Annotated in this window: 22 protein-coding genes; 18 read left to right on the top strand and 4 right to left on the bottom strand. The window is 74.0% G+C overall.

Features of this window, described 5'->3' with window-relative positions; all coding sequences use genetic code 11:
* Positions 1 to 2: 2 nt before the first annotated feature.
* Positions 3 to 503 (top strand): 6,7-dimethyl-8-ribityllumazine synthase, encoded by a 501-nt coding sequence (gene ribH / locus ACQUFX_RS14235; protein WP_428966948.1) that lies wholly within the window; start codon positions 3 to 5, stop codon positions 501 to 503.
* Between the two features lie 19 nt (positions 504 to 522).
* On the opposite strand, the gene ACQUFX_RS14230 is transcribed toward ribH, so the two are convergent.
* The 4 genes from ACQUFX_RS14230 to ACQUFX_RS14215 all read right to left on the bottom strand — a co-directional run bounded on the left by ACQUFX_RS14230 (position 523) and on the right by ACQUFX_RS14215 (position 4,148).
* Complete coding sequence (locus ACQUFX_RS14230; RefSeq protein ID WP_428966509.1) at positions 523 to 1,398, bottom strand: septum formation family protein; 876 nt, start codon at positions 1,396 to 1,398, stop codon at positions 523 to 525.
* Between the two features lie 277 nt (positions 1,399 to 1,675).
* Positions 1,676 to 2,419: an amino acid ABC transporter ATP-binding protein gene (locus ACQUFX_RS14225; RefSeq protein ID WP_428966508.1), complete on the bottom strand. Its 744-nt coding sequence runs from the start codon at positions 2,417 to 2,419 to the stop codon at positions 1,676 to 1,678.
* A 2-nt stretch (positions 2,420 to 2,421) separates the two neighbouring features.
* A complete protein-coding gene (locus tag ACQUFX_RS14220) occupies positions 2,422 to 3,288 on the bottom strand; it encodes an amino acid ABC transporter permease (protein ID WP_428966507.1) in 867 nt (288 codons plus the stop codon).
* The gene (locus ACQUFX_RS14215) at positions 3,285 to 4,148 is read right to left on the bottom strand and encodes an ABC transporter substrate-binding protein (protein WP_428966506.1); all 864 of its coding nucleotides are present in this window, start codon (positions 4,146 to 4,148) and stop codon (positions 3,285 to 3,287) included. Before ACQUFX_RS14215 ends, ACQUFX_RS14220 begins: the two co-directional genes overlap by 4 nt.
* Before the next feature lie 179 nt (positions 4,149 to 4,327).
* Here ACQUFX_RS14215 and ACQUFX_RS14210 point away from each other — a divergent pair, with 179 nt between their 5' ends.
* The 17 genes from ACQUFX_RS14210 (at position 4,328) to argH (ending at position 21,258) form a co-directional block, all read left to right on the top strand.
* On the top strand, positions 4,328 to 4,591 hold the full coding sequence (locus tag ACQUFX_RS14210) for a phosphoribosyl-ATP diphosphatase (RefSeq protein WP_036375234.1): 264 nt from the start codon (positions 4,328 to 4,330) through the stop codon (positions 4,589 to 4,591).
* Between the two features lie 45 nt (positions 4,592 to 4,636).
* The gene (hisG, locus tag ACQUFX_RS14205; protein WP_428966505.1) at positions 4,637 to 5,482 is read left to right on the top strand and encodes an ATP phosphoribosyltransferase; all 846 of its coding nucleotides are present in this window, start codon (positions 4,637 to 4,639) and stop codon (positions 5,480 to 5,482) included.
* Positions 5,479 to 6,444: a DMT family transporter gene (locus ACQUFX_RS14200; protein WP_428966504.1), complete on the top strand. Its 966-nt coding sequence runs from the start codon at positions 5,479 to 5,481 to the stop codon at positions 6,442 to 6,444. Before hisG ends, ACQUFX_RS14200 begins: the two co-directional genes overlap by 4 nt.
* An 11-nt stretch (positions 6,445 to 6,455) precedes the next feature.
* Positions 6,456 to 6,902 carry a PH domain-containing protein gene (locus ACQUFX_RS14195; protein WP_067368909.1) on the top strand — a complete coding sequence of 149 codons (447 nt, stop codon included), beginning with the start codon at positions 6,456 to 6,458 and terminating at the stop codon, positions 6,900 to 6,902.
* 375 nt (positions 6,903 to 7,277) lie between these two features.
* Complete coding sequence (infC, locus tag ACQUFX_RS14190) at positions 7,278 to 7,883, top strand: translation initiation factor IF-3 (protein ID WP_428966503.1); 606 nt, start codon at positions 7,278 to 7,280, stop codon at positions 7,881 to 7,883.
* A 19-nt stretch (positions 7,884 to 7,902) separates the two neighbouring features.
* Positions 7,903 to 8,097, top strand: a complete 195-nt coding sequence (gene rpmI / locus ACQUFX_RS14185; protein ID WP_067368906.1) for a 50S ribosomal protein L35 — start codon at positions 7,903 to 7,905, stop codon at positions 8,095 to 8,097.
* Between the two features lie 32 nt (positions 8,098 to 8,129).
* Positions 8,130 to 8,522 (top strand): 50S ribosomal protein L20, encoded by a 393-nt coding sequence (gene rplT / locus ACQUFX_RS14180; RefSeq protein ID WP_428966502.1) that lies wholly within the window; start codon positions 8,130 to 8,132, stop codon positions 8,520 to 8,522.
* 32 nt (positions 8,523 to 8,554) lie between these two features.
* Positions 8,555 to 9,406, top strand: coding sequence for a TrmH family RNA methyltransferase (locus ACQUFX_RS14175; RefSeq protein WP_428966501.1), 852 nt, complete (start codon positions 8,555 to 8,557; stop codon positions 9,404 to 9,406).
* 214 nt (positions 9,407 to 9,620) lie between these two features.
* Positions 9,621 to 10,700 (top strand): phenylalanine--tRNA ligase subunit alpha, encoded by a 1,080-nt coding sequence (pheS, locus tag ACQUFX_RS14170; RefSeq protein ID WP_428966500.1) that lies wholly within the window; start codon positions 9,621 to 9,623, stop codon positions 10,698 to 10,700.
* Between the two features lie 39 nt (positions 10,701 to 10,739).
* Entirely contained in the window at positions 10,740 to 13,286 is a 2,547-nt protein-coding gene (gene pheT, locus ACQUFX_RS14165) for a phenylalanine--tRNA ligase subunit beta (RefSeq protein WP_428966499.1), read from the top strand.
* A 485-nt stretch (positions 13,287 to 13,771) separates the two neighbouring features.
* Positions 13,772 to 14,776, top strand: a complete 1,005-nt coding sequence (gene argC, locus ACQUFX_RS14160) for an N-acetyl-gamma-glutamyl-phosphate reductase (protein ID WP_428966498.1) — start codon at positions 13,772 to 13,774, stop codon at positions 14,774 to 14,776.
* 79 nt (positions 14,777 to 14,855) lie between these two features.
* Entirely contained in the window at positions 14,856 to 16,028 is a 1,173-nt protein-coding gene (gene argJ / locus ACQUFX_RS14155; protein ID WP_428966497.1) for a bifunctional glutamate N-acetyltransferase/amino-acid acetyltransferase ArgJ, read from the top strand.
* Complete coding sequence (gene argB, locus ACQUFX_RS14150) at positions 16,025 to 16,960, top strand: acetylglutamate kinase (protein WP_428966496.1); 936 nt, start codon at positions 16,025 to 16,027, stop codon at positions 16,958 to 16,960. The genes argJ and argB overlap by 4 nt, the downstream gene beginning before the upstream one ends.
* Positions 16,957 to 18,312, top strand: coding sequence for an acetylornithine transaminase (locus tag ACQUFX_RS14145; RefSeq protein ID WP_428966495.1), 1,356 nt, complete (start codon positions 16,957 to 16,959; stop codon positions 18,310 to 18,312). The genes argB and ACQUFX_RS14145 overlap by 4 nt, the downstream gene beginning before the upstream one ends.
* Entirely contained in the window at positions 18,309 to 19,265 is a 957-nt protein-coding gene (argF, locus tag ACQUFX_RS14140) for an ornithine carbamoyltransferase (RefSeq protein WP_428966494.1), read from the top strand. Before ACQUFX_RS14145 ends, argF begins: the two co-directional genes overlap by 4 nt.
* Positions 19,262 to 19,780, top strand: a complete 519-nt coding sequence (locus ACQUFX_RS14135; RefSeq protein ID WP_428966493.1) for an arginine repressor — start codon at positions 19,262 to 19,264, stop codon at positions 19,778 to 19,780. The genes argF and ACQUFX_RS14135 overlap by 4 nt, the downstream gene beginning before the upstream one ends.
* A gap of 14 nt (positions 19,781 to 19,794) precedes the next feature.
* On the top strand, positions 19,795 to 21,258 hold the full coding sequence (argH, locus tag ACQUFX_RS14130; protein WP_428966492.1) for an argininosuccinate lyase: 1,464 nt from the start codon (positions 19,795 to 19,797) through the stop codon (positions 21,256 to 21,258).
* Positions 21,259 to 21,296: the final 38 nt, after the last annotated feature.

Genomic DNA, 21,296 nt, shown 5'->3' with positions numbered 1-21,296 from the left:
TCATGGCAGGCTTCGGGGAACCCGGGGTGGAGGCGGTCGACGCCGCCGGCCTGACCGTCGGCGTGGTGGCCGCGCGCTGGCACGGCGACCTGACCGACCACATGCTCGACCGGGCGGTCGCGGCGGCGCAGGCGTGCGGCGCCCGCGCCGTCGTCGCCCGGGTCGCCGGCTCGGTCGAACTCCCGGTCGTCGCGCAGGCCCTGGCCCGCCGCTGCGACGTGGTGGTCGCCCTCGGCGTCGTCGTCCGGGGCGCCACCGCCCACTTCGACTACGTCTGCCGCTCGGTCACCGACGGCCTGACCCGGGTCGCGCTCGACGAGGGCAAGCCGGTGGCCCACGGCGTGCTGACCGTGGACACCATCGACCAGGCCCGCGACCGTGCCGGGCTGCCCGGCTCGGCCGAGGACAAGGGCTGGGCGGCCACGGTCGCCGCCCTCGACGCCGCCCTGGCCATCCGGGGCCTCGGCGCCACCAACGGCCACCGCGTCGGCTTCACCGGCTGAGGCCTCCCGGGACCGCGTCTCAGCCCTTCAACAGGGACCGGGTGCGGTTCCGTTCCGGGGACCAGTAGAAGCAGCGGATCCCCCGGTCGCCGCGTTCCCACGCCTGCGGTGAGGGGAACCGGTACGCCGTGCCGATCTCACGCGGAAACGTCGCCTCCGGCGCTTTCGCGACGTAGTCGGCGACCACCGTGCCGCACTCGTCGTGGATCGCGTCCGGGTCGTCGTTCACCTGCTCGTACGGGCCGTCCGGCGCGGTCCAGACCCCGACGTACTCGAAACGGTGCCGTTTGGTGCAGGGGATCGGCTCCAGCGTCTTGTACTTGTCCTCGTAGAAGCAGCCGTGGGCCAGCGGCGACGGCTTGGTCAGCGCCCCGCGCAGGGTGCCGGCGCGCTCCACGGCCAGGTCGGCCGGGGCGTAACCGGCGACGCCGTCGAGCGCGGGCAGGGTGAAGACGTCGCAGCGGTACCAGCGGCTGCCGGCGGTCCAGTCCCTGGGCTCGGGGACGACCACCTGGATGGTCATCAGCCCGTTCCGCCAGTCGGCGCCGACGAAGGCGGCCGTCCGGGTGTCGCAGTCGTCGAAGGCGGCCCGCATCGGGTCCGAGCCGGGCGGGGGCGGGGCGAGCCGGTCGGCGTGCTGGCCCGTGAAGGTGCCGACGTGCACGGTCTCGGTGCGGTGGACCTTCGCACAGTCCACCACCGTGTACAGGGCGCGGTAGCCGACCGTCTCGACCTCGGGGTGGCAGACCCCGGCCTCGGGGACGAACGGCTCGGCCGCGCCGGTGGGGCTCGCGCTCTCGGTCGGCGCCCCGGCGGTGCTCTCCGGTGTGCCGCAGCTCGTCAGCGTGGTGGCCACCAGGATGCCGAGAGTCGCCAAGCCCAGCCGTCGTCGCATCAGGTCCCCGTGCTCCTGTGGGTGGGCGGTCCGGGCCGACGGTTCCGCTGTCCCCGGCCTGTCGAGCTGCCCCGGGCGCAGGACCGTCGCCCGGCCTGTCGAGCTGCCCCGCCTGTAGGACCCTCGCTCGGCTGGTCGTGGGCCCGCCCGTGCTGTCGCGGTCGACGGTTCCGTTGTCGCCGGTCGCCCGCTGGTTCCGGGCGTGCCCCGTTCGTGGGGGCAGCTCGACAGGGTGTGCGGGGCATGGTCCCGTCGGGCCCACGCGGAGCACACCCTTCTAGAGCCGGCCGGCTTCGATGATGCGGGCCAGGAACTGGCGGGTGCGGGGTTGGGTGGGGGAGCCGAGGACCTGTTCCGGGGGCCCGGTCTCGACGACCCGGCCGCCGTCGAGGAAGCAGACCTGGTCGGCGACGTCGCGGGCGAAGCTCATCTCGTGGGTGGCGAGCACCATGGTCATCCCCTCGGACTTCAGGTCGCGGATCATGGTCAGCACCTCGCCGACCAGTTCCGGGTCCAGGGCCGAGGTGACCTCGTCGAGCAGGAGCAGCCGGGGATTGTTGGCCAGGGCCCGGACGATGGCCACCCGCTGCTGCTGGCCGCCGGAGAGCCGGTCCGGGTACGCGTCGGCCTTCGCCCCCAGCCCGACCCGGTCGAGCAGGTCGCGGGCCTGGGCCTCGGCCTCGGCGCGGGCCCGGCGGTGCACCCGGCGCGGGGCCAGGGTGATGTTCTCCAGCACGCTCAGGTGCGGGAAGAGGTTGTACGACTGGAAGACCATGCCGATGCGGCGGCGGACCCGGTCGGGGTCGACCCGGGGGTCGGAGATCTCCTCGCCGTCGAGTTCGATAATGCCGTCGTCCAGTTCCTCCAGCAGGTTGACGCAGCGCAGCAGGGTCGACTTGCCCGACCCGGACGCGCCGATCAGCGCCACCACCTGGTGTTCGGCCACGGTCAGGTCGAGCTGGTCGAGCACCACGTGCCCGGCGAGAACCTTGCGGAGCCCCCGGCAGCGCAGCACGGCCACGGTCAACCTCCGGACTGGCGGCGGGCCGCCCGCAGGGTCACCTGGTCGGTGACGGCGATCAGGGGGATGGCGAGCAGGACGAAGAGCACCCCGGCCACGATGTACGGGGTGTAGTTGAAGCTCTGCGCGGTGGCGATCTGTGCGGCCCGGACCGCGTCGATCGGCCCGGCCAGGGACACCAGGCCGACGTCCTTCTGGAGCGCCACCACGTCGTTGAGCAGGGGCGGGGCCACCCGGCGGACGGCCTGCGGCAGCACCACGTGCCGCATGGTCTGCCGGTAGGTCAGCCCCAGCGAGCGGGCCGCGGCGAGCTGGCTGGGGTGCACCGACTCGATGCCGGCGCGGAACACCTCGGCCAGGTACCCGCCGTAGGTGAGCACCAGGGCCAGGCCGCCGAGCACCAGCACCGGCGGCATGCCCTGCAACCGCAGGCCGGGCACGCCGAGGGTGAGCAGGTAGAGCACGATGATCAGCGGCAGGCCCCGGAACGTGTACGTGTAGCCGGCGGCGAGCGCCCGGACCGGGAAGAAGACCGGCCCGCGCAGGGTCCGCAGCACCGCGATCAGCAGCCCGAGCAGCAGCGCGCCGGCCGCGCAGCAGAGCAGCAGCCGGACGTTGAGCCAGAGGCCGGTGAGCACCTCGGGCAGGGCGTCCCGGGCGATCCGCGGGTCGAGGAACGACTCGCGGACCCGCTGCCAGCCGGGCGCGCCGGTGACGGCGAACACCAGCAGCGTGCCGACCGCCGCCGTGGAGACGGCGGCGGTCAGCACGCTCAGCACCGTCTGCCGGCGCCGGTACGCGGCCCGTTCCCGCTGGGCGGGCGAGGGGGTCCACGCGGTCGGGGAGATCTTGCTGGGCGGGACGGTCACGTGAGCTCAGGAGCCCCGGCGCTCTGGGCGAGCCACTTCTCCTCGAGCTGCTTGAGGCCGCCGGTGCTGGCGAGCTCGCCGACGACCTTGCTGACGCAGCCGGTCAGCGGGGAGCCCTTGTCGAGCAGCAGCCCGAACGCCTCGGGGACGCCGACCTGCGGCAACTGCCCGACGATCACCGCGTCGTCGATCTCCGCGCCGGTGATGTAGAAGGCGGTGGGCAGGTCGACGACGAGGCCGTCGAGCTGGCCGTTCTGGAGGGCCTTCTTAGCGTCGTCGTTGCTGTTGTAGACCTGCGGCTGCGTCGTGGGCTGGATCAGGTCGGTGATCGCCTGGTAGCTGGTCGTTCCCACCTGGGCGCCGAGCTTGGCGCCCTTGAGGTCGGCCAGCGACGTCTTGCCGGCGATCTTCGAGGACTTGAGCGCGATGACGGTCTGCCGGACCAGGTAGTACGGGGCGGAGAAGTCGACCGCCTGCTTGCGTTCGTCGGTGATCGAGAACTGGTTGATGTCGAAGTCGAAGGTCTTCGGGCCCGGGGCGATGGCGGCGTCGAACTTCACCCGGGTCCAGGTCACCTCCTCGCGGGTGTACCCGAGCTTCTCGGCCACCGCGTACGCGACGGCGGACTCGAAGCCCTCGCCGTTGTCGGGCTTGTTGTCGACGAACCACGGCTGGTACGCCGGCTCGTCGGTGGCGATGGTGAGCGTGCCGGGGGTACGGGTCTGCAGGTTCTCCTTGGTGCAGGCCGCCTGGCCGGCGGGGTCGGGTGAGGCGGTGTTCTCCTGCGGGGCGCAGGCGGTGACCGCGAAGAGGACGGCGCCGGCGGTGGTGATCGCGGCGATACGAGGGGTGCTGGCCATGGCGGACAGCGTAGAGGCACACCTCGATGCCGTCGATGATCTTCCCACCATGTTGGTGGGAATTGTGACCCATCGATGCAGGTCGTGGCCGGTGGGCTGGTCGGGCGGGACGGTGACCACGAGGTGGCACGGGGTCGACCCGGTGCGCGGGTCCGCCGGCTGGCTGGAAGAATCGCGGCGTGAAGACGTTCGAGGAGCTGTTCGCCGAGCTGCAGGCCAAGGCCGCCGCCGGCACCCCGGGCTCGGGCACGGTCGCCGCCCTCGAGAAGGGCGTGCACTTCATCGGCAAGAAGGTCGTCGAGGAGGCCGCCGAGTCGTGGATGGCGGCCGAGCACGAGGGGCCGGAGCGGGCCGCCGAGGAGATCTCCCAACTGCTCTACCAGGCCCAGGTGCTGATGCTCGCCACCGGTCTCGAGCTCAAGGACGTCTACCGACATCTGTGAGTGCCCTCACCCGTTGATCAGACCCGATCGAAGGAGCACTCCGTCATGCTGCGTGTCGCCGTACCGAACAAGGGCACCCTGGCCGAGCCGGCCGCCCAGATGCTGCGCGAGGCGGGTTACCGCCAGCGCCGCGACCCGAAGGACCTGGTCTGCTGGGACGAGGCCAACGAGGTCGAGTTCTTCTACCTGCGTCCCAAGGACATCGCCACCTACGTGGGCTCCGGTGACCTGGACCTCGGCATCACCGGCCGGGACCTGCTGGTCGACTCCGGCGCCCCCGCCGAGGAGGTCCTGGACCTCGCCTTCGGCGCCGCCACCTTCCGCTTCGCCGCCCGGCCGGGCGCCATCGCCAGCGAGAAGGACCTGGGCGGGCACCGGATCGCCACCGCCTACCCCGGGGTGGTCCGGCGCTACCTCGCCGACAACGACCTCGCCGCCGACGTGATCCGGCTCGACGGCGCGGTGGAGAACGCGGTCCGGCTCGGTGTCGCCGACGTGGTCGCCGACGTCGTCTCCACCGGGGCCACGCTGCGCCAGGCCGGCCTGGAGATCATCGGCGAGCCGCTGCTGCGCTCCTCGGCGATCATGGTGCGCCGCGCCGACGGCCCCGAGTGCGCCCCGGCCGACCAGCTCCTGCGCCGGTTGCACGGGGTGCTGGTCGCCCGCCGGTACGTGATGCTCACCTACGACGTGCCGGCCGGCCTGCTGGACCGGGCCAGCGCGCTGACCCCGGGGATCGAGTCCCCGACGGTCTCCCCGCTGCACCGGGAGGGCTGGGTGGCGGTCCAGGCCATGGTCCTGCGCGACGACGTGCACCGGATCATGGACGAGCTGTACGACCTGGGCGCCCGCGCGATCCTGGTGACCAACCTGCACGCCTGCCGGCTGTGAGGCGGCTGCCGACCGGGGTGGCGCTGGGCGTCGTCCTGCTCGGCGGCACCGCCTCGGCGGCCCAGGGCGCGGTCAACGCCGCGTTGGGCGAGCGGGCCGGCAGCCCGGTCCTCGGCGCGGTGGTGAACAACCTCGGCGGCACCCTGCTGGTGCTGGCCGCGCTGGCGGTGCTGCCGTCGATGCGGGCCGGCCTGGCGGTGCTGCGCCGGACCCGCCCGCCCTGGTGGACGTACCTCGGCGGGCTCGGCGGGGCGGCGATCGTGGTGATCGCCACGTACGCGGTGCCGGTGCTCGGGGTGGCCGTGTTCACCATCGCCCAGGTCGCCGGGGGCAGCCTCGGCGGCCTCGCGGTGGACCGGGTGGGGCTGGCCCCGATCGGGCGGTTCCCGCTGACCGGGCCGCGCGTCGTCGGCGCCCTGCTCGGCGTCGGCGCGGTCGGCCTGGCCCAGGTGGGTCGCCCGCTCGGTGACCTGGCCCCCGGGGTGGTGCTGCTCGCCGCGTGCGGCGGGCTGGCCGTGGCGGTGCAGACCGCGCTCAACGGGCGGCTCGCCGCCGCCAGCACCGCCGCCGCCGGGACCCTGGTCAACTTCCTGGTCAGTACCCCGGTGGTGCTCGGCGTCGCGCTCGCCGTCGGCGCGTTCGCCGGCCCGCCCCCGGCCTGGCCACCCACCTGGTACCTCTACACCGGCGGGCTGCTCGGCCTCGGGATCGTGGTCAGCCTGCTGGTCGGGGTGCGCGCGCTCGGTGTGCTGCGCACCGGCCTGGCCCTGGTCGCCGGTCAGCTCACCGGGGCGCTCCTGCTGGACGTGCTGCTGCCCGGCGGGACCGGGCTGCGGCTGCCGGTGCTGCTCGGCGCGCTGCTCACGCTGGTGGCCGTGCTGGTCTCCGGGCGGGGCGCCCGCCGGGCGGTCCGGGTGGCGTCCGCGACCCGACCGGCGGACGATGGCAGACTGGTGGGGTGAGTGGATCCGAGATGGTGACCCTGCGGCCCCGTCGAATCCGGGTGGTCTGCTGGGCCTCCGCGGTGGCGTTGATCGTGACGTTCAGTCTGATCGGCGCCTCGTTGCAGGGGCCGACCGGCGACGGGTACGGCACCTTCCAGCGCGGCGACGGGTTCGCCATGGTCGGTCTCGGGGTGCTCGGCGCGCTCGCCATCCTGCTCTTCACCCGCCCCCGGGTGCAGGCCGACGCCTGGGGCGTGCGGGTCCGCAACATCGTCGGCTCGTACGAGCTGCCCTGGGAGGTCATCCGGGGGGTGCGGTTCGACCGGGGCGCCCCCTGGGCCAGCCTGGAACTGCACGACGACGACCTGATGCCGATGGTCGCCCTCCAGGCCGCCGACAAGGAGTCGGCGGTCGAGGGGGTCCGGGCGCTGCGCCGGCTGCACCAGACGCACGCCTCCGCTCCCAGCCGCTCCTGACCCGCCGCGCCCCGGTGTGGGGTGGCTCGGGACCAGGGTGTAGAGTGGTCGAGTCGACCAGGCTGTCCGCGTTCGCCATCACCATGGTTCTGCCGTGCACACGGCTCACCAGGCACTTGGCGAGCGGCCGGCAGCCTCGAAGTGGAGCGCCTGCTCCCACCCGCGTCGCCGTCTGAGGCGGTCGGGTCCGGTCACCGGTTCCGGGCACGCCCCGGTTCCGGATGCGCGATCATGTGATCGTGCCGACCGGTCGAGCGGGCCCTGGCATGCGCCGGGGCCTTCTGCTTTCCGGGTCGGGCTCCCACCCGGGTGCCCGCGGGGTCGGCCACGCAGGAGTTACGGACTCGAGGAGGCCCCATCAGCGTCGAACCACGCGTGAACGAGCAGATCCGGGCACGTGAGGTCCGACTGGTCGGCCCTGAGGGTGAGCAGGTGGGCATCGTCCCGCTGGAGCGCGCCCTGCAGCTGGCCGCGGACGTCGACCTGGACCTGGTCGAGGTTGCGCCGATGGCGCGCCCGCCGGTGTGCAAGCTCATGGACTTCGGCAAGTTCAAGTACGAGAGCGCACTGAAGGCGCGCGAAGCGCGGCGGAACCAGCAGCAGACCGTCATCAAGGAGATGAAGCTCCGGCCCAAGATCGACCCGCACGACTACGAGACCAAGAAGGGTCACGTGGTGCGGTTCCTCAAGGCCGGCGACAAGGTCAAGGTGACGATCATGTTCCGCGGTCGGGAGCAGAGCCGCCCGGAGCTGGGGTACCGGCTCCTGCGTCGGCTCGAGTCCGAGATCTCGGAGCTGGGGTACGTCGAGGCCGCTCCGAAGCAGGACGGTCGAAACATGATCATGGTGCTCGCGCCGCACCGCGCCACCAAGGCCGCCGCCACGGCGGCCCGGGGTCAGGGGCCGCGTGAGCGGGAGAGCGGTGCCGCCGAGGCACCGCCGGCCGAGGCGGCCGGACCCGCCGGTACCACCGGCGAGTGACAGGGGAGAAGACGGTTCAATGCCGAAGATGAAGAGCCACACGGGTATGGGCAAGCGGGTCAAGGTGACCGGCAAGGGCAAGGTCGTCGCCCAGCAGGCCGGCATGCGCCACAACCTGGAGAAGAAGGCCTCCACCCGGACCCGCCGGCTGACCGGCACGGTCGAGGTGGCCAAGGCCGACGTCAAGCGAATCAAGAAGCTGCTCGGCCGCTGACGCGCGCCACCTGAACCGACGAAGGAGTTGAGATGGCACGCGTCAAGCGGGCTGTGAACGCCCAGAAGAAGCGCCGTTCCGTGCTGGAGGCCGCGAGTGGCTACCGCGGCCAGCGGTCCCGGATGTACCGCAAGGCCAAGGAGCAGATGCTGCACTCGCTGCAGTACGCCTACCGGGACCGTCGTGACCGCAAGGGCGACTTCCGGCAGCTCTGGATCCAGCGGATCAACGCGGGCGCCCGTGCCAACGGGATGACCTACAACCGCCTGATCCAGGGGCTGCGGCTGGCCGGCGTCGAGGTGGACCGCAAGATCCTGGCCGACCTCGCCGTCAACGACGCCACCGCGTTCGCGGCCCTGGTCGAGGTGGCCCGCGCGGCCGTCGCAGCCGAGGGCACCGGCGGGGCCAAGGCCCAGGCCGCCTGATCCACCCGTACCAGCTCATCGAGGCGTCTCCCATGCGGTCACCGTCGCGCGGGAGGCGCCTCGACGACGTACCGGAGGCCCCGCTGTTCACCCCGCGTACGCCCCGGATCGTCGCGGCCCGCCGGCTGCACCGTCGCCGGGACCGCGAAACCGCCGGCCGGTTCCTCGCCGAGGGGCCGCAGGCCGTCCGGGAGGCCCTCGCCGCCGACGGCGTGGTCACCGAGCTCTTCGGCACCCCCGCCGCCCTGGACCGGTACGCCGACCTGGCCGGGCGGGCCGCGGACGACGGCGTGCCCGTCTCCCCGGTCACCGACGACGCCCTCGCCGCGCTCGCCGAGACGGTGGCCCCGCAGGGCCTCGTCGCGCTCTGCCGGCACCTGGACGTGCCGCTGGCGACCGCGCTCGACGGCGCGCCCCGCCTCGTCGCGGTGCTCGCCGGCATCCGCGACCCCGGCAACGCCGGCACGGTGCTGCGCACCGCCGACGCGGCCGGGGCGCAGGCGGTGGTCTTCGCCGGGGAGACCGTCGACCCGTACAACGGCAAGTGCGTGCGCTCCTCGGCCGGCAGCCTGTTCCACGTCGACGTGGTGCGCGCCGCCGACCCGGTCGAGGTGGTGGCCGCGCTGCGGGCCGCCGGCCTCACCGTCCTGGCCACCACCGGGTACGGCGACCGCGACCTGGACGACCTGGCCGACGAAGGGGCGCTGGCCACCCCGACCGCCTGGCTCTTCGGCGCCGAGGCGCACGGGCTGCCCGAGGAGTTGACCGCCGCCGCCGACGCCCGGGTCCGGGTGCCGCTGCACGGGCGCGCGGAGAGCCTCAACCTGGCTGCGGCGGCTGCCGTCTGCCTGTACGCTTCAGCCAGGGCACTGCGCCCACGGTGAGCCGTGCGGCGTGGTCAGACCACAGGGGAGAGCGTCCGAGATGGTGAACGCGCTTCGGCGTTCGTTTAGCCAGCCCGCCGGTGTCGGCGGGCGGCGGGCCTGACCCTTCCCCCTGCCCGACTCCCACCGGCGGGCTGCGGCACAGCCGCGCGTCCGTAGACTCGCTTCGCCGCCCGCGAGGGCCGGCACCGCCGTGAGGGAGTGCCCGTACGCCATGAGCTACCGCAACGATCCGTACGACCCGAAGCAGGTCGCCCTGCTCGACCCGGCCGCCCTGGCCGGCGCCGTCGCCGAGGCCGAGAAGGCGTTCGCCGACGCGGCCGACCCGGACGCGCTGACCGCGCTGCGCCCCGCGCACCTGGGGGACCGGTCCCCGGTGTCGCTGGCCCGCCGGGAGATCGGCGCGTTGCCGCCGGCCGCCAAGTCCGACGCCGGCAAACGGGTCAACGAGGCCCGCCGCGCCGTCGAGGCCGCCTACGCCGCCCGCGCCGAGATCCTGGAGCGCGAGCAGGCCGCCCGGGTGCTGGTCGAGGAGCGGGTCGACGTGACCCTGCCGTCCGGCCGGCGGCCGACCGGCGCCCGGCACCCGGTCACCACGCTGATGGAGCGGATCAGTGACTTCTTCGTCGGGATGGGCTACGAGGTGGCCGAGGGGCCCGAGGTCGAGCTGGAGTGGACCAACTTCGACGCCCTGAACATCCCCGCCGACCACCCCGCCCGGGGCCTGATGGACACCTTCCACGTCGCGCCCCCGGCGGGCGCGGACTCGTCCGGTCTGGTGCTGCGCACCCACACCTCGCCGGTGCAGGCGCGGACCATGCTGACCCGCAAGCCCCCGATCTACGTGGTGGTGCCGGGCCGGGTGTACCGCACCGACGAGTTGGACGCCACCCACGCGCCGGTCTTCCACCAGGTCGAGGGCCTGGTGGTGGACAGGGGCATCACCATGGCGCACCTGCGCGGCACCCTGGACCACTTCGCCCGCGCCATGTTCGGCGAGGGCGCGAAGACCCGCTTCCGGCCGCACTACTTCCCGTTCACCGAGCCGTCCGCCGAGTTCGACGTCTGGTTCCCGGAGCACCGCAAGGGCCCGCAGTGGGTCGAGTGGGGCGGCTGCGGCATGGTCAACCCCCGGGTGCTGCGGGCCTGCGGGATCGACCCGGAGGTCTACTCCGGATTCGCCTTCGGCATGGGCATCGACCGGACCGTCATGTTCCGGCACGGGGTCGGCGACATGCGCGACATGGTCGAGGGCGACGTGCGGTTCACCCGCGCGTTCGGGGTCGGGGCGTAGGCGATGCGGGTACGAGACACGGGAACGGTGGTCTGAGTCATGCGAGTTTCTGTCAGCTGGCTGCGGGAGTACGTCGACCTCCCCGCCGACCTGCCCACCGGTGACCTGGAGCAGGCCCTGGTCGACCTCGGCATCGAGGTGGACGCCGTCGAGGACCTGCGGGAGTCGGTCACCGGCCCGCTGGTGGTCGGCGAGGTGCTGGAGATCGAGGAGCTGACCGGCTTCAAGAAGCCGATCCGGTTCTGCCGGGTCGACGTCGGCGCCGCCAACGGCACCGGCGAGCCGCAGGAAATCGTCTGCGGGGCGCGCAACTTCGCCCCCGGCGACAAGGTCGTGGTGATCCTCCCCGGCGGGGTGCTGCCCGGCGACTTCGCCATCGGCGCCCGCAAGACGTACGGCCGCAACTCCCACGGCATGATCTGCTCCGCCAAGGAACTGGGGCTGGGCGACGACCACTCCGGCATCATCGTGCTCCCCGCCGACGTGGCGGCCAAGCCCGGCGACGACGCGCGCCCGGTGGTCGGCCTCGACGAGGTCGTCCTGGAGCTGGAGGTCACCCCGGACCGGGGGTACGCGCTCAGCGTGCGCGGCCTGGCCCGGGAGCTGTCCCTCGCGCTCGGCGTGCCGTTCCGCGACCCGGGGCTGGCCCCCGCCCCCGCCGGCACGACCGAACCGGCGTACCCGGTGCGGGTGCTCGACACCGTCGGCTGCGACCGGTTCGCCGCCCGGCTGGTGCGCGGCGTCGACCCGACCGCGCGGACCCCCGGGTGGATGCAGCGGCGGCTCACCGTCGCCGGCATCCGCAGCATCAGCCTGCCGGTCGACATCACCAACTACGTGATGCTCGAACTCGGCCAGCCGATGCACGCCTTCGACGCCGAGCGGATCGCCGGGCCCCTGGTGGTGCGCCGGGCCGAGGCGGGGGAGAAGCTGACCACCCTGGACGGGGTGGCCCGCACCCTCGCCGCCGAGGACATGGTGATCTGCGACGACACCGGCCCGGTCTCGCTCGCCGCGGTGATGGGCGGCGAGACCAGCGAGGTGGTCGCCAGCACCACCGACGTGCTCTTCGAGGCCGCGCACTGGGACCCGGCGATGGTCGGCCGCACCGCCCGCCGGCACAAGCTGTTCAGCGAGGCGGCGAAGCGCTGGGAACGGGGCGTCGACCCGGCCCTGCCGCTGGTCGCCATCGAGCGGGCGGTCCGGCTGCTCGTCGAGCACGGCGGCGGCACCGTCGGCGAGCAGATCCTCGACCTCGACCACGTCGCCCCGCGTACCCCGGTGGTGCTGCCGGCCGACCTGCCCAGCCGGCGGGTCGGGGTGCGGTACCCGACCGAGCGGGTGGTGGACATCCTGACGCAGGTCGGTTGCGTCGTCACCCGGGACGCCGACCGGCTCGCCGAGGACCCGGGCAGCGTGGGCGCCACCACCGGCGACGCCGAGGTGCTCACCGTCACCCCGCCGAGCTGGCGGCCCGACCTGACCGACCCGGCCGACCTGGTCGAGGAGGTGGTCCGCCTCGACGGGTACGACCGGGTGCCCTCGGTGCTGCCCACCGCGCCCCCCGGCCGGGGCCTGACCGCGCGGCAGCGGCGTCGCCGGGCGATCGCCCGGTCCCTGGCCGACCAGGGGTACGTCGAGGTGCTCAGCCAGCCCTTCGTCGCCCCGCAGCTCGCCGACCAGCTCGGCCTGCCCGCCGACGACCCGCGCCGTCCGGCGGTCCGGCTGGCCAACCCGCTGTCCGAGCAGGAGCCGTTGCTGCGCACCACGCTGCTCGGCCCGCTGCTGGAGGCGGCCCGACGCAACCTCGGCCGGGGCCTGCGCGACCTGGCCCTGTACGAGATCGGCACGGTGTTCCACCCGCGCCCCGACGCCGGGACCCCGCCCGCGATGGGCGTCGACCGGCGGCCCACCGACGCCGAGTTCGCCGCCGCCGACGCGGTGGTACCGGCCCAGCCACAGCACGTCGCCGTCGTGCTCACCGGGGACGTCGAGCCCGCCGGCTGGTGGGGACCGGGCCGCCAGGCCGGCTGGGCGGACGCGATCGAGGCCGGTCGGGCGGTGCTCGCCGCCGCCGAACTGCCGGCCGGACGGATCGAGGTCCGGGCCGCCGACCACGCCCCCTGGCACCCCGGCCGCTGCGCCGAGCTGCTGGTCGACGGCGTCGTCGTCGGGCACGCCGGTGAGCTGCACCCGGCCGTCCTCGCCGGGCTGGAGCTGCCCCGCCGGACCTGCGCCATGGAGCTGGACCTGGACGCGCTGCCGGCCGCGCCGACGGTACCCGCGCCCGGGGTCTCCGGGTTCCCGCCCGCGCTGATCGACGTCGCCCTGGTGGTGGACGAGTCGGTGCCGGCCGAGCAGGTGCAGCGGGCCCTCGTCGAGGGTGCCGGGGAGCTGCTGGAGGACGTCCGCCTCTTCGACGTGTACGTCTCCGAGCAGGTGGGCGCCGGCCGTAAGTCGCTGGCGTACAAGCTCACCTTCCGGGCCCCGGACCGGACGCTGACCGTCGAGGAGGCGGTCGCCGCCCGCGACACGGCGGTGGCCCGCGCCGCCGCCCGCCACGGCGCCACCCTGCGCGGCGCCTAGGGTGTAAGGAAGGGCCCCTTGTTAACGCTTCCGGTAGTAAAAGGGGCCCTTCCTAACCGTCCTCCGGGTCGAGCCCGCCGAGGACCGCAGGCCGGGCAGGTCGCGGACGGTGAGCCGCCGTCAGGCGTGGCCGTGCTGACGCAGGATGTCCAGGTGCGTACGGTCCCGTGGCCGGCGGAGCATCTGCTTGGTCAGCACGATCACCGGAAGCTGGACGAACCGTATGCCCTCCAGGACGTCCGCAACGTGAGCCGGGCGAGTTCCTGCTCCATGGGTTCCCTTCGATCACGTCACGTCCGTCCGGCACGAAGGTAGGGCTGCGTCGCAACCGTCGGTGCTGCCCCGGTCACGGCAGCGGCCTCGGCTTGTCGTGAGGTTGGGCGATCCGGCGACGCGGGCTACATGGTCATGCATGGGTTCGTATAGCATTGCAGCGCTCGGATCGCACCTGCTAGCCTCTGTTGCATAGTCATGCGGAGGTAGGTATGGGAATACGTGTCGGGGTCGCTGGCGCGAGTGGGTACGCCGGGGGTGAACTGCTGCGCCTGGTCGCCGGGCACCCGGAGTTCGACCTGGTCGCCGCGACCGCGCACCGCCAGGCCGGCCAGCCGGCCAGCGTCGTACACCCGCAGCTCGCGGGGCTGGACCTGGTCCTCGGCCCGACCGAACCGGACGCCCTGGCCGACGCGGACCTGGTCTTCCTGGCCCTGCCGCACGGCGAGTCGGCGGCGCTGGCCGCCCGGCTGCCGGAGACGGTCCGGGTGGTCGACCTCGGCGCCGACCACCGGCTGCGCGACGCCGCCGCGTGGCAGCGGTACTACGGCGGCGCGCACGCCGGCACCTGGACCTACGGCCTGCCCGAACTGCCCGGCCAGCGGCCGGCCATCGCCGCCGCGAACCGGGTCGCCAACACCGGGTGCTACGCGGTCGCCACCACCCTGGCGCTCGCCCCGCTGGTCGCCGCCGGGGTGGTCGAGCCCGCCGACGTGGTGGTGGTCGCCGCCTCCGGCACCTCCGGCGCCGGCCGGGCCGCCAAGACGAACCTGCTCGGCAGCGAGGTGATGGGCGACCTGTCGCCGTACAAGGTCGGGGCGCACCAGCACGTGCCGGAGATCAAGCAGGCCACCGGGGCGGCCAGCCTCTCGTTCACCCCGGTGCTCGCGCCGATGCCGCGGGGCATCCTGGCCACCGTCACCGCCGTGCCGGCCGCCGCCGGCGCCGACCCGCGCGCGGTCCTCGCCGAGGCGTACGCGGACGCGCCGTTCGTGCACGTGCTGCCCGAGGGATCGTGGCCGCACACCGCCGCCACCCTCGGCTCGAACTCCTGCCACCTGCAGGCGACCGTGGACGTCGACTCGGGCCGGGTGATCGTGGTCAGCGCCATCGACAACCTCGGCAAGGGCGCCGCCGGCCAGGCCGTACAGTGCGCCAACCTGATGGTCGGCCTGCCCGAGCAGACCGGGCTGTCCGTCTTCGGGGTGGCGCCGTGACCGGCCGGCTCCCGACGACGACACGCGCGTCCGGCGGAAACGCCACCGGCCGGCACCTGACCGGGACGGGGGAGGCGGCATGAGCGTCACCGCAGCGCGGGGTTTCCGGGCCTCCGGCGTGGCCGCCGGCCTGAAGTCCGCCGGGGCGTTGGACGTCGCCCTGGTGGTCAACGACGGTCCCGACGCCGGGGTCGCCGGGGTCTTCACCGCCAACCGGGTGAAGGCCGCCCCGGTGCTCTGGACCCAGCAGGTCGTCCACGGCGGGGTGGCCCGCGCGGTGATCCTCAACTCCGGCGGCGCGAACGCCTGCACCGGGCCGGCCGGTTTCCAGGACACCCACGCCACCGCCGAGCACACCGCCGCCGTGCTCACCTCGACCAACGCCCGGCTGATGGTCGGCGCCGGGGACGTGGCGGTCTGCTCCACCGGCCTGATCGGCGAGCGGCTGCCGATGGACAAGCTGCTGCCCGGCGTCCGTGGCGCGGCACGGGACCTGTCCCGCGGTGGTGGGCCCGCCGCCGCCGAGGCGATCATGACCACGGACTCCCGCCCGAAGACGACAGTGGTCGACGGCGGCGGCTGGACGGTCGGCGGCATGGCCAAGGGCGCCGGGATGCTCTCCCCGGCCCTGGCCACGATGCTCTGCGTGCTCACCACCGACGCGGTGGCCGGGCCGGAGGCGCTCGACGCCGCCCTGCGCGCGGCCTGCCGGGTCACCTTCGACCGGCTCGACTCCGACGGGGCCATGTCCACCAACGACACGGTGCTGCTGCTGGCCAGCGGGGCCAGCGGCCTCGAGCCGACCCGGGCGGAGCTGACCGCCGCGGTCACCGCCGCCTGCCACGACCTGGCCCAGCAGTTGCTCGCCGACGCCGAGGGCGCCACCAAGCAGGTCGCCATCGAGGTGGTCGGCGCGGCCAGCGAGGACGACGCGGTGGAGGTGGGCCGCGCGGTGGCCCGCAACAACCTGGTCAAGACCGCGCTGTTCGGCAACGACCCCAACTGGGGGCGGATCCTCGCCGCCGTCGGTACCACCGCCGCCGTCTTCGAGGCCGACGACCTCGACGTGGCGGTGAACGGGATCTGGGTGTGCCGCTCCGGTGCCGCCGCGGAGGACCGCTCCAAGGTGGACCTCACCGGCCGGGACGTCACCGTCCGGATCGACCTGCACGCCGGCACCGACCAGGCGACCGTCTGGACCAACGACCTGTCCCACGCGTACGTCCACGAGAACTCGGCCTACTCGACATGACTCTTTCCGCAGACCTCACCCGCGCGCAGGCCAAGGCGGCGACCCTGATCGAGGCGTTGCCCTGGCTGGCCCAGTTCTCCGGGGCCACCGTCGTGGTCAAGTACGGCGGCAACGCCATGGTCGACCCCGAGTTGCAGCGGGCCTTCGCCGCCGACATGGTGTTCCTGCGCTACGCCGGCATCCGGCCGGTCGTGGTGCACGGCGGCGGGCCGCAGATCTCGGCCATGCTCGGTCGCCTCGGCATCGCCAGCGAGTTCCGGGGTGGCCTGCGGGTCACCACCCCGGAGGCGATGGACGTGGTCCGGATGGTGCTCGTCGGGCAGGTGGGCCGGGAACTGGTCGGCCTGATCAACGCGCACGGCCCGTTCGCGGTCGGCCTCTCCGGCGAGGACGCCGGCCTGTTCACCGCCGTGCGCCGCCCGGCGTACGTGGGCGGGGAGCCGGTGGACGTGGGTCAGGTCGGCGACGTCGAGTCGGTGGACGTCTCGGCGGTCACCGACCTGATCGAGGCCGGCCGGATCCCGGTGATCTCCACGGTGGCGCCGGACGTCGACGGGGTGCTGCACAACCTCAACGCCGACACGGCCGCCGCCGCGCTGGCCATCGGTCTGCGCGCCCGCAAGCTGGTCGTGCTGACCGACGTACCCGGTCTGTACGCCAACTGGCCGGACACCGACAGCCTGGTCTCCGAGATCACCGCCGACGACCTGGCGACGCTGCTGCCGTCGCTGGAGTCGGGCATGGTCCCCAAGATGGAGGCCTGCCTGCGGGCGGTGCGCGGGGGAGTGCCCGCCGCGCACGTGGTCGACGGCCGGGTCGCCCACTCCACGTTGCTGGAGGTCTTCACCTCCGAGGGGTTCGGCACCATGGTCGTCCCCGAGCCCACCACCGCCGCGGCCCCCGGGGCCGCCGACCAGGGAGGACACGCATGAGCGGGCTCGTGGCGCGCTGGCGGCAGACCATGATGGACAACTACGGTACGCCGCCGCTGGCGCTGGTCTCCGGCTCCGGCGCCGTCGTGGTCGACGAGGCCGGCCGGGAGTACGTCGACCTGCTCGGCGGCATCGCGGTCAACGCGCTCGGGCACGCCCACCCGGCGGTGGTGGCCGCCGTGTCCAAGCAGGTCGCCACCCTCGGTCACGTCTCCAACCTGTACGTCGCCGAGCCACCGGTGGCCCTCGCGGAGCTGCTGCTGGCCCTTGCCGGCCGGCCCGGCCGGGTGTTCTTCGCCAACTCCGGCGCGGAGGCCAACGAGGCGGCGTTCAAACTGTCCCGGCTCACCGGCCGCAGCCACGTGGTGGCCACCGAGGGCGGCTTCCACGGCCGGACCATGGGCGCGCTGGCGCTGACCGGCCAGCCGGCCAAGGCCGACCCGTTCCGCCCGCTGCCCGGCGAGGTCAGCCACGTGCCGTACGGCGACGTGGCGGCGCTGGAGGCGGCGGTCACCGACGCCACCGCGATGGTGATCCTGGAGCCGATCCAGGGCGAGAACGGCGTGGTGGTGCCCCCCGCCGGGTACCTCACCGCGGCCCGGCGGATCACCGCCCGGCACGGCGCGCTGCTGGTCCTCGACGAGGTGCAGACCGGTGTCGGCCGCACCGGCCACTGGTTCGCCCACCAGGCCGAGGGGGTCGAGCCCGACCTGGTCACCCTGGCCAAGGGGCTCGGCGGTGGGCTGCCCATCGGCGCCTGCCTGGCCTTCGGTCCGGCCGCCGACCTGCTGCGGCCCGGCTCGCACGGCACCACCTTCGGCGGCAACCCGGTGAGCTGCGCCGCCGCCCTCGCGGTGGTCTCCACCATCGCCAGCGAGGGGCTGCTCGACCACGTCAAGCGGGTCGGCGAGCGGCTCCGGCGCGGGATCGAGGCGCTGGGTCACCCGCTGGTCGCCGAGGTCCGGGGCGCCGGACTGCTGCTCGGCGTGGTGCTCACCGGTCCCGCCTCCGGAGCGGTGACGGCGGCGCTGCGCACGGCCGGCTTCCTGGTCAACCCGGTGCAGCCGGACGTGGTCCGGCTCGCCCCGCCGCTGATCCTCGGCACCGCGCAGGTCGACGCCTTCCTCACCGCCCTGCCCGCCGCGCTGGACGCGGCCCGTACCGACCTGCCCGCCGCGTTGGACGCGGCCCGTACCGACCTGCCCGCCGCGTTGGACGCGGCCCGTACCGACCTGCCCGCCGCCGTGGACGCGGCCCGTGCCGACCTGCCCGCCGCCGCGTCCGCTGCGGCCTCGCCCGCCCCGTCCGACGCGGCGGTTCCCACCCCTCGCACCACGGAGACGAACACATGACCCGGCATTTCCTGCGCGACGACGATCTCACCGCCGCCGAGCAGTCGGCGGTGCTCGACCTGGCGGCCCGGATGAAGGCCGACCGGTTCGGGCACAAGCCGCTGGCCGGTCCCCGGTCGGTCGCGGTGCTCTTCGACAAGCAGAGCCTGCGCACCCGGTTCTCCTTCGACGTCGGCATCGCCGAACTCGGCGGGCACCCCCTGGTGGTGGACACCCAGGTCACCCACTTCGGTCGGGGCGAGACCCTCGCCGACGCGGGCCGGGTGCTGTCCCGGTACGTGGCCGCGATCGTGCTGCGCACCCACGGCGACGACCGGATCGCCGAGGTGGCGGCGGGCGCGAGCGTACCGGTGGTGAACGCGCTGACCGACGGCTTCCACCCCTGCCAGCTCCTGGCCGACCTGCTCACCGTCCGCGAGCACCTGGGCGGCACGCGGGGCCGGACCCTGGCGTACGTGGGGGACGCGGCGAACAACATGGCCCACTCGTACCTGCTGGCCGGGGCGCTGGCCGGTTTGCACGTGCGGGTGGCCGGCCCGGCAGGGTTCGGCCCCGACCCGGCGGTGCTGGACCGGGCCGCCCAGGTCGCCGCCGAGACCGGCGGGTCGGTGCACGCCCTGACCGACGCGGTGGCGGCGGTCCGGGACGCCGACGTCATCGCCACCGACACCTGGACCTCGATGGGGCAGGAGAGCGACGGCCTGGACCGGATCACCCCGTTCCTGCCGTACCAGGTCAACAAGGAACTGCTCGGGCACGCCGCGCCGACCGCGATCGTGCTGCACTGCCTGCCGGCGCACCGGGGCGAGGAGATCACCGACGAGGTGCTCGACGGGCCGCAGAGCGCCGTGTTCGACCAGGCGGAGAACCGGCTGCACGCGCAGAAGGCCCTGCTCGCCTTCCTCCTGACGGGCGTGGACGGGCCCACCGACGGCCCGGACGGCCGACCGTGACGGCTCCGCTGACCCGGGCCGCCCGGCACGCCCGGATCGTCGAGCTGATCCGCGACCGGGCGGTCCGTTCGCAGACCGAGCTGGCCGACCTGCTCGCCGGGGACGGTGTCCAGGTCACCCAGGCGACCCTGTCGCGGGACCTCAAGGAACTCGGCGCGGTGACCGCCCGGGGCGGCGACGGGCGCGGGGTGTACGTGATCCCCGAGGACGGTCACCGTCCGCTGCGCGACGCCGAGTCCGCGCCGGCCCGGCTGATCCGGCTGCTGCGCGAACTGCTCAACGACGTCGACTCCAGCGGCAACATCACCGTGCTGCGTACCCCGCCGGGCGCGGCGCAGTTCCTGGCCAGTGCCCTGGACCGGGCCGGCCTGCCCGAGGTGGTGGGCACCATCGCCGGCGACGACACCATCCTCGTCGTGGCCCGCGAGAACGTCGGCGGCGCCGCGCTGGGCGAGAAGCTCTCCGCGTGGTCCCGCCGCGACGACACCGGCGACTCCCGGTTGGGGGACGCCTGACCGTGACGACCAGAATGAGCGACGTGGACGACAAGAGCCTCACCGAGAACAGCGCCGCCACCAACCGTACGAGCCTGTGGGGTGGCCGGTTCGCCGGCGGACCCGCCGAGGCCCTCGCCCGGCTGTCGGTCAGTGTCCAGTTCGACTGGCGCCTCGCCCCGTACGACATCGCCGGGTCGCGGGCGCACGCCCGGGTCCTGGCCGGGGCGGGCCTGCTCGACCCGGAGGAGCTGGGGAAGATCCTGGCCGCCCTGGACGACCTGGAGGCGGCCTGCGCCTCCGGGGCCTTCCGCCCCACCATCGAGGACGAGGACGTGCACACCGCCCTGGAGCGGGGCCTGCTGGAACGCCTCGGCAGCCTCGGCGGGAAGCTGCGCGCCGGGCGGTCCCGCAACGACCAGGTCGCCACCGACCTGCGGCTGTACCTGCGAGACCACGCCCGGGGGGTGGCCCTGCGGCTGGTCGAGCTGGCCGACGCCCTGGTGGAGCAGGCCGAGCGGCACGTGGACACCGCCGCGCCCGGCATGACCCACCTCCAGCACGCCCAGCCGGTGACCTTCGGGCACTGGCTGCTGGCCCACGTCCAGCCGCTGCTGCGGGACCTGGAGCGGCTGCGCGACTGGGACCACCGCACCGCGATCAGTCCGCTCGGGGCGGGTGCCCTGGCCGGCTCCGGGCTGCCGTTGGACCCGGTGGCCGTGTCCCGGGAGCTGGGCTTCCGGACGTCCTTCGCCAACTCGATGGACGCGGTCGCCGACCGGGACTTCGTCGCCGAGTTCCTCTTCGTCACCGCGCTGGTCGGGGTGCACCTGTCCCGCCTCGGTGAGGAGGTGGTGCTCTGGACGTCGCAGGAGTTCGGCTGGGTCGAGCTGGACGACGCCTTCGCCACCGGTTCGTCGATCATGCCGCAGAAGAAGAACGCGGACATCGCCGAGCTGGCCCGGGGCAAGTCGGGGCGCCTGGTGGGCGGGCTGATGAGTGTGCTCACCATGCTCAAGGGCCTGCCGATGACGTACGACCGGGACATGCAGGAGGACAAGGAGCCGGCCTTCGACGCGGTCGACACCCTGGAGCTGCTGCTGCCCGCGCTCGCCGGGATGATCTCCACCATGACGGTGCGCGTGGACCGGCTGGTCGCCGCCGCGCCGGTGGGCTACTCGCTGGCCACCGAGGTGGCCGACTGGCTGGTCCGCAAGGGGGTGCCGTTCCGCGACGCGCACGAGATCACCGGCAAGTTGGTGGCGCTCTGCGTGGTCCGCGAGTGCGCCCTGGACGAGGTCTCCGACGACGACCTGTCGGCGGTCAGCGAGCACCTGGACCCGTCGGTGCGGGACGTGCTCTCGGTCCGCTCGGCGCTCGCCGCCCGGACCACGCCCGGTTCCACCGGTCCGGGCCCGGTCGCCGACCAGCTCGCCGCCGCCGCCGACCAGCTGGTCGGCTGGCGGGAGTGGGCCACCGAGTCGGTCGTCCCCCGCTGAGCCGCGCGAGGAGGTGGCGGCCGGCCGGTCCGCGCGCC

The organism is Micromonospora fluostatini (assembly GCF_050410825.1).
GTDB lineage: Bacteria > Actinomycetota > Actinomycetes > Mycobacteriales > Micromonosporaceae > Micromonospora > Micromonospora rosaria.
This window is presented reverse-complemented; position numbering and strand designations above follow the sequence as displayed.

Coding starts and splice junctions, on each gene's coding strand:
- argJ (WP_428966497.1), top strand. CDS start 14,856: ATGAGCGTCACCGCAGCGCGGGGTTTCCGGGCCTCCGGCGTGGCCGCC.
- rplT (WP_428966502.1), top strand. CDS start 8,130: ATGGCACGCGTCAAGCGGGCTGTGAACGCCCAGAAGAAGCGCCGTTCC.
- rpmI (WP_067368906.1), top strand. CDS start 7,903: ATGCCGAAGATGAAGAGCCACACGGGTATGGGCAAGCGGGTCAAGGTG.
- hisG (WP_428966505.1), top strand. CDS start 4,637: ATGCTGCGTGTCGCCGTACCGAACAAGGGCACCCTGGCCGAGCCGGCC.
- ACQUFX_RS14195 (WP_067368909.1), top strand. CDS start 6,456: ATGGTGACCCTGCGGCCCCGTCGAATCCGGGTGGTCTGCTGGGCCTCC.
- argH (WP_428966492.1), top strand. CDS start 19,795: ATGAGCGACGTGGACGACAAGAGCCTCACCGAGAACAGCGCCGCCACC.
- ACQUFX_RS14215 (WP_428966506.1), bottom strand. CDS start 4,148: ATGGCCAGCACCCCTCGTATCGCCGCGATCACCACCGCCGGCGCCGTC.
- argF (WP_428966494.1), top strand. CDS start 18,309: ATGACCCGGCATTTCCTGCGCGACGACGATCTCACCGCCGCCGAGCAG.
- argB (WP_428966496.1), top strand. CDS start 16,025: ATGACTCTTTCCGCAGACCTCACCCGCGCGCAGGCCAAGGCGGCGACC.
- argC (WP_428966498.1), top strand. CDS start 13,772: ATGGGAATACGTGTCGGGGTCGCTGGCGCGAGTGGGTACGCCGGGGGT.
- ACQUFX_RS14230 (WP_428966509.1), bottom strand. CDS start 1,398: ATGCGACGACGGCTGGGCTTGGCGACTCTCGGCATCCTGGTGGCCACC.
- ACQUFX_RS14145 (WP_428966495.1), top strand. CDS start 16,957: ATGAGCGGGCTCGTGGCGCGCTGGCGGCAGACCATGATGGACAACTAC.
- ribH (WP_428966948.1), top strand. CDS start 3: ATGGCAGGCTTCGGGGAACCCGGGGTGGAGGCGGTCGACGCCGCCGGC.
- pheS (WP_428966500.1), top strand. CDS start 9,621: ATGAGCTACCGCAACGATCCGTACGACCCGAAGCAGGTCGCCCTGCTC.
- ACQUFX_RS14175 (WP_428966501.1), top strand. CDS start 8,555: ATGCGGTCACCGTCGCGCGGGAGGCGCCTCGACGACGTACCGGAGGCC.
- pheT (WP_428966499.1), top strand. CDS start 10,740: ATGCGAGTTTCTGTCAGCTGGCTGCGGGAGTACGTCGACCTCCCCGCC.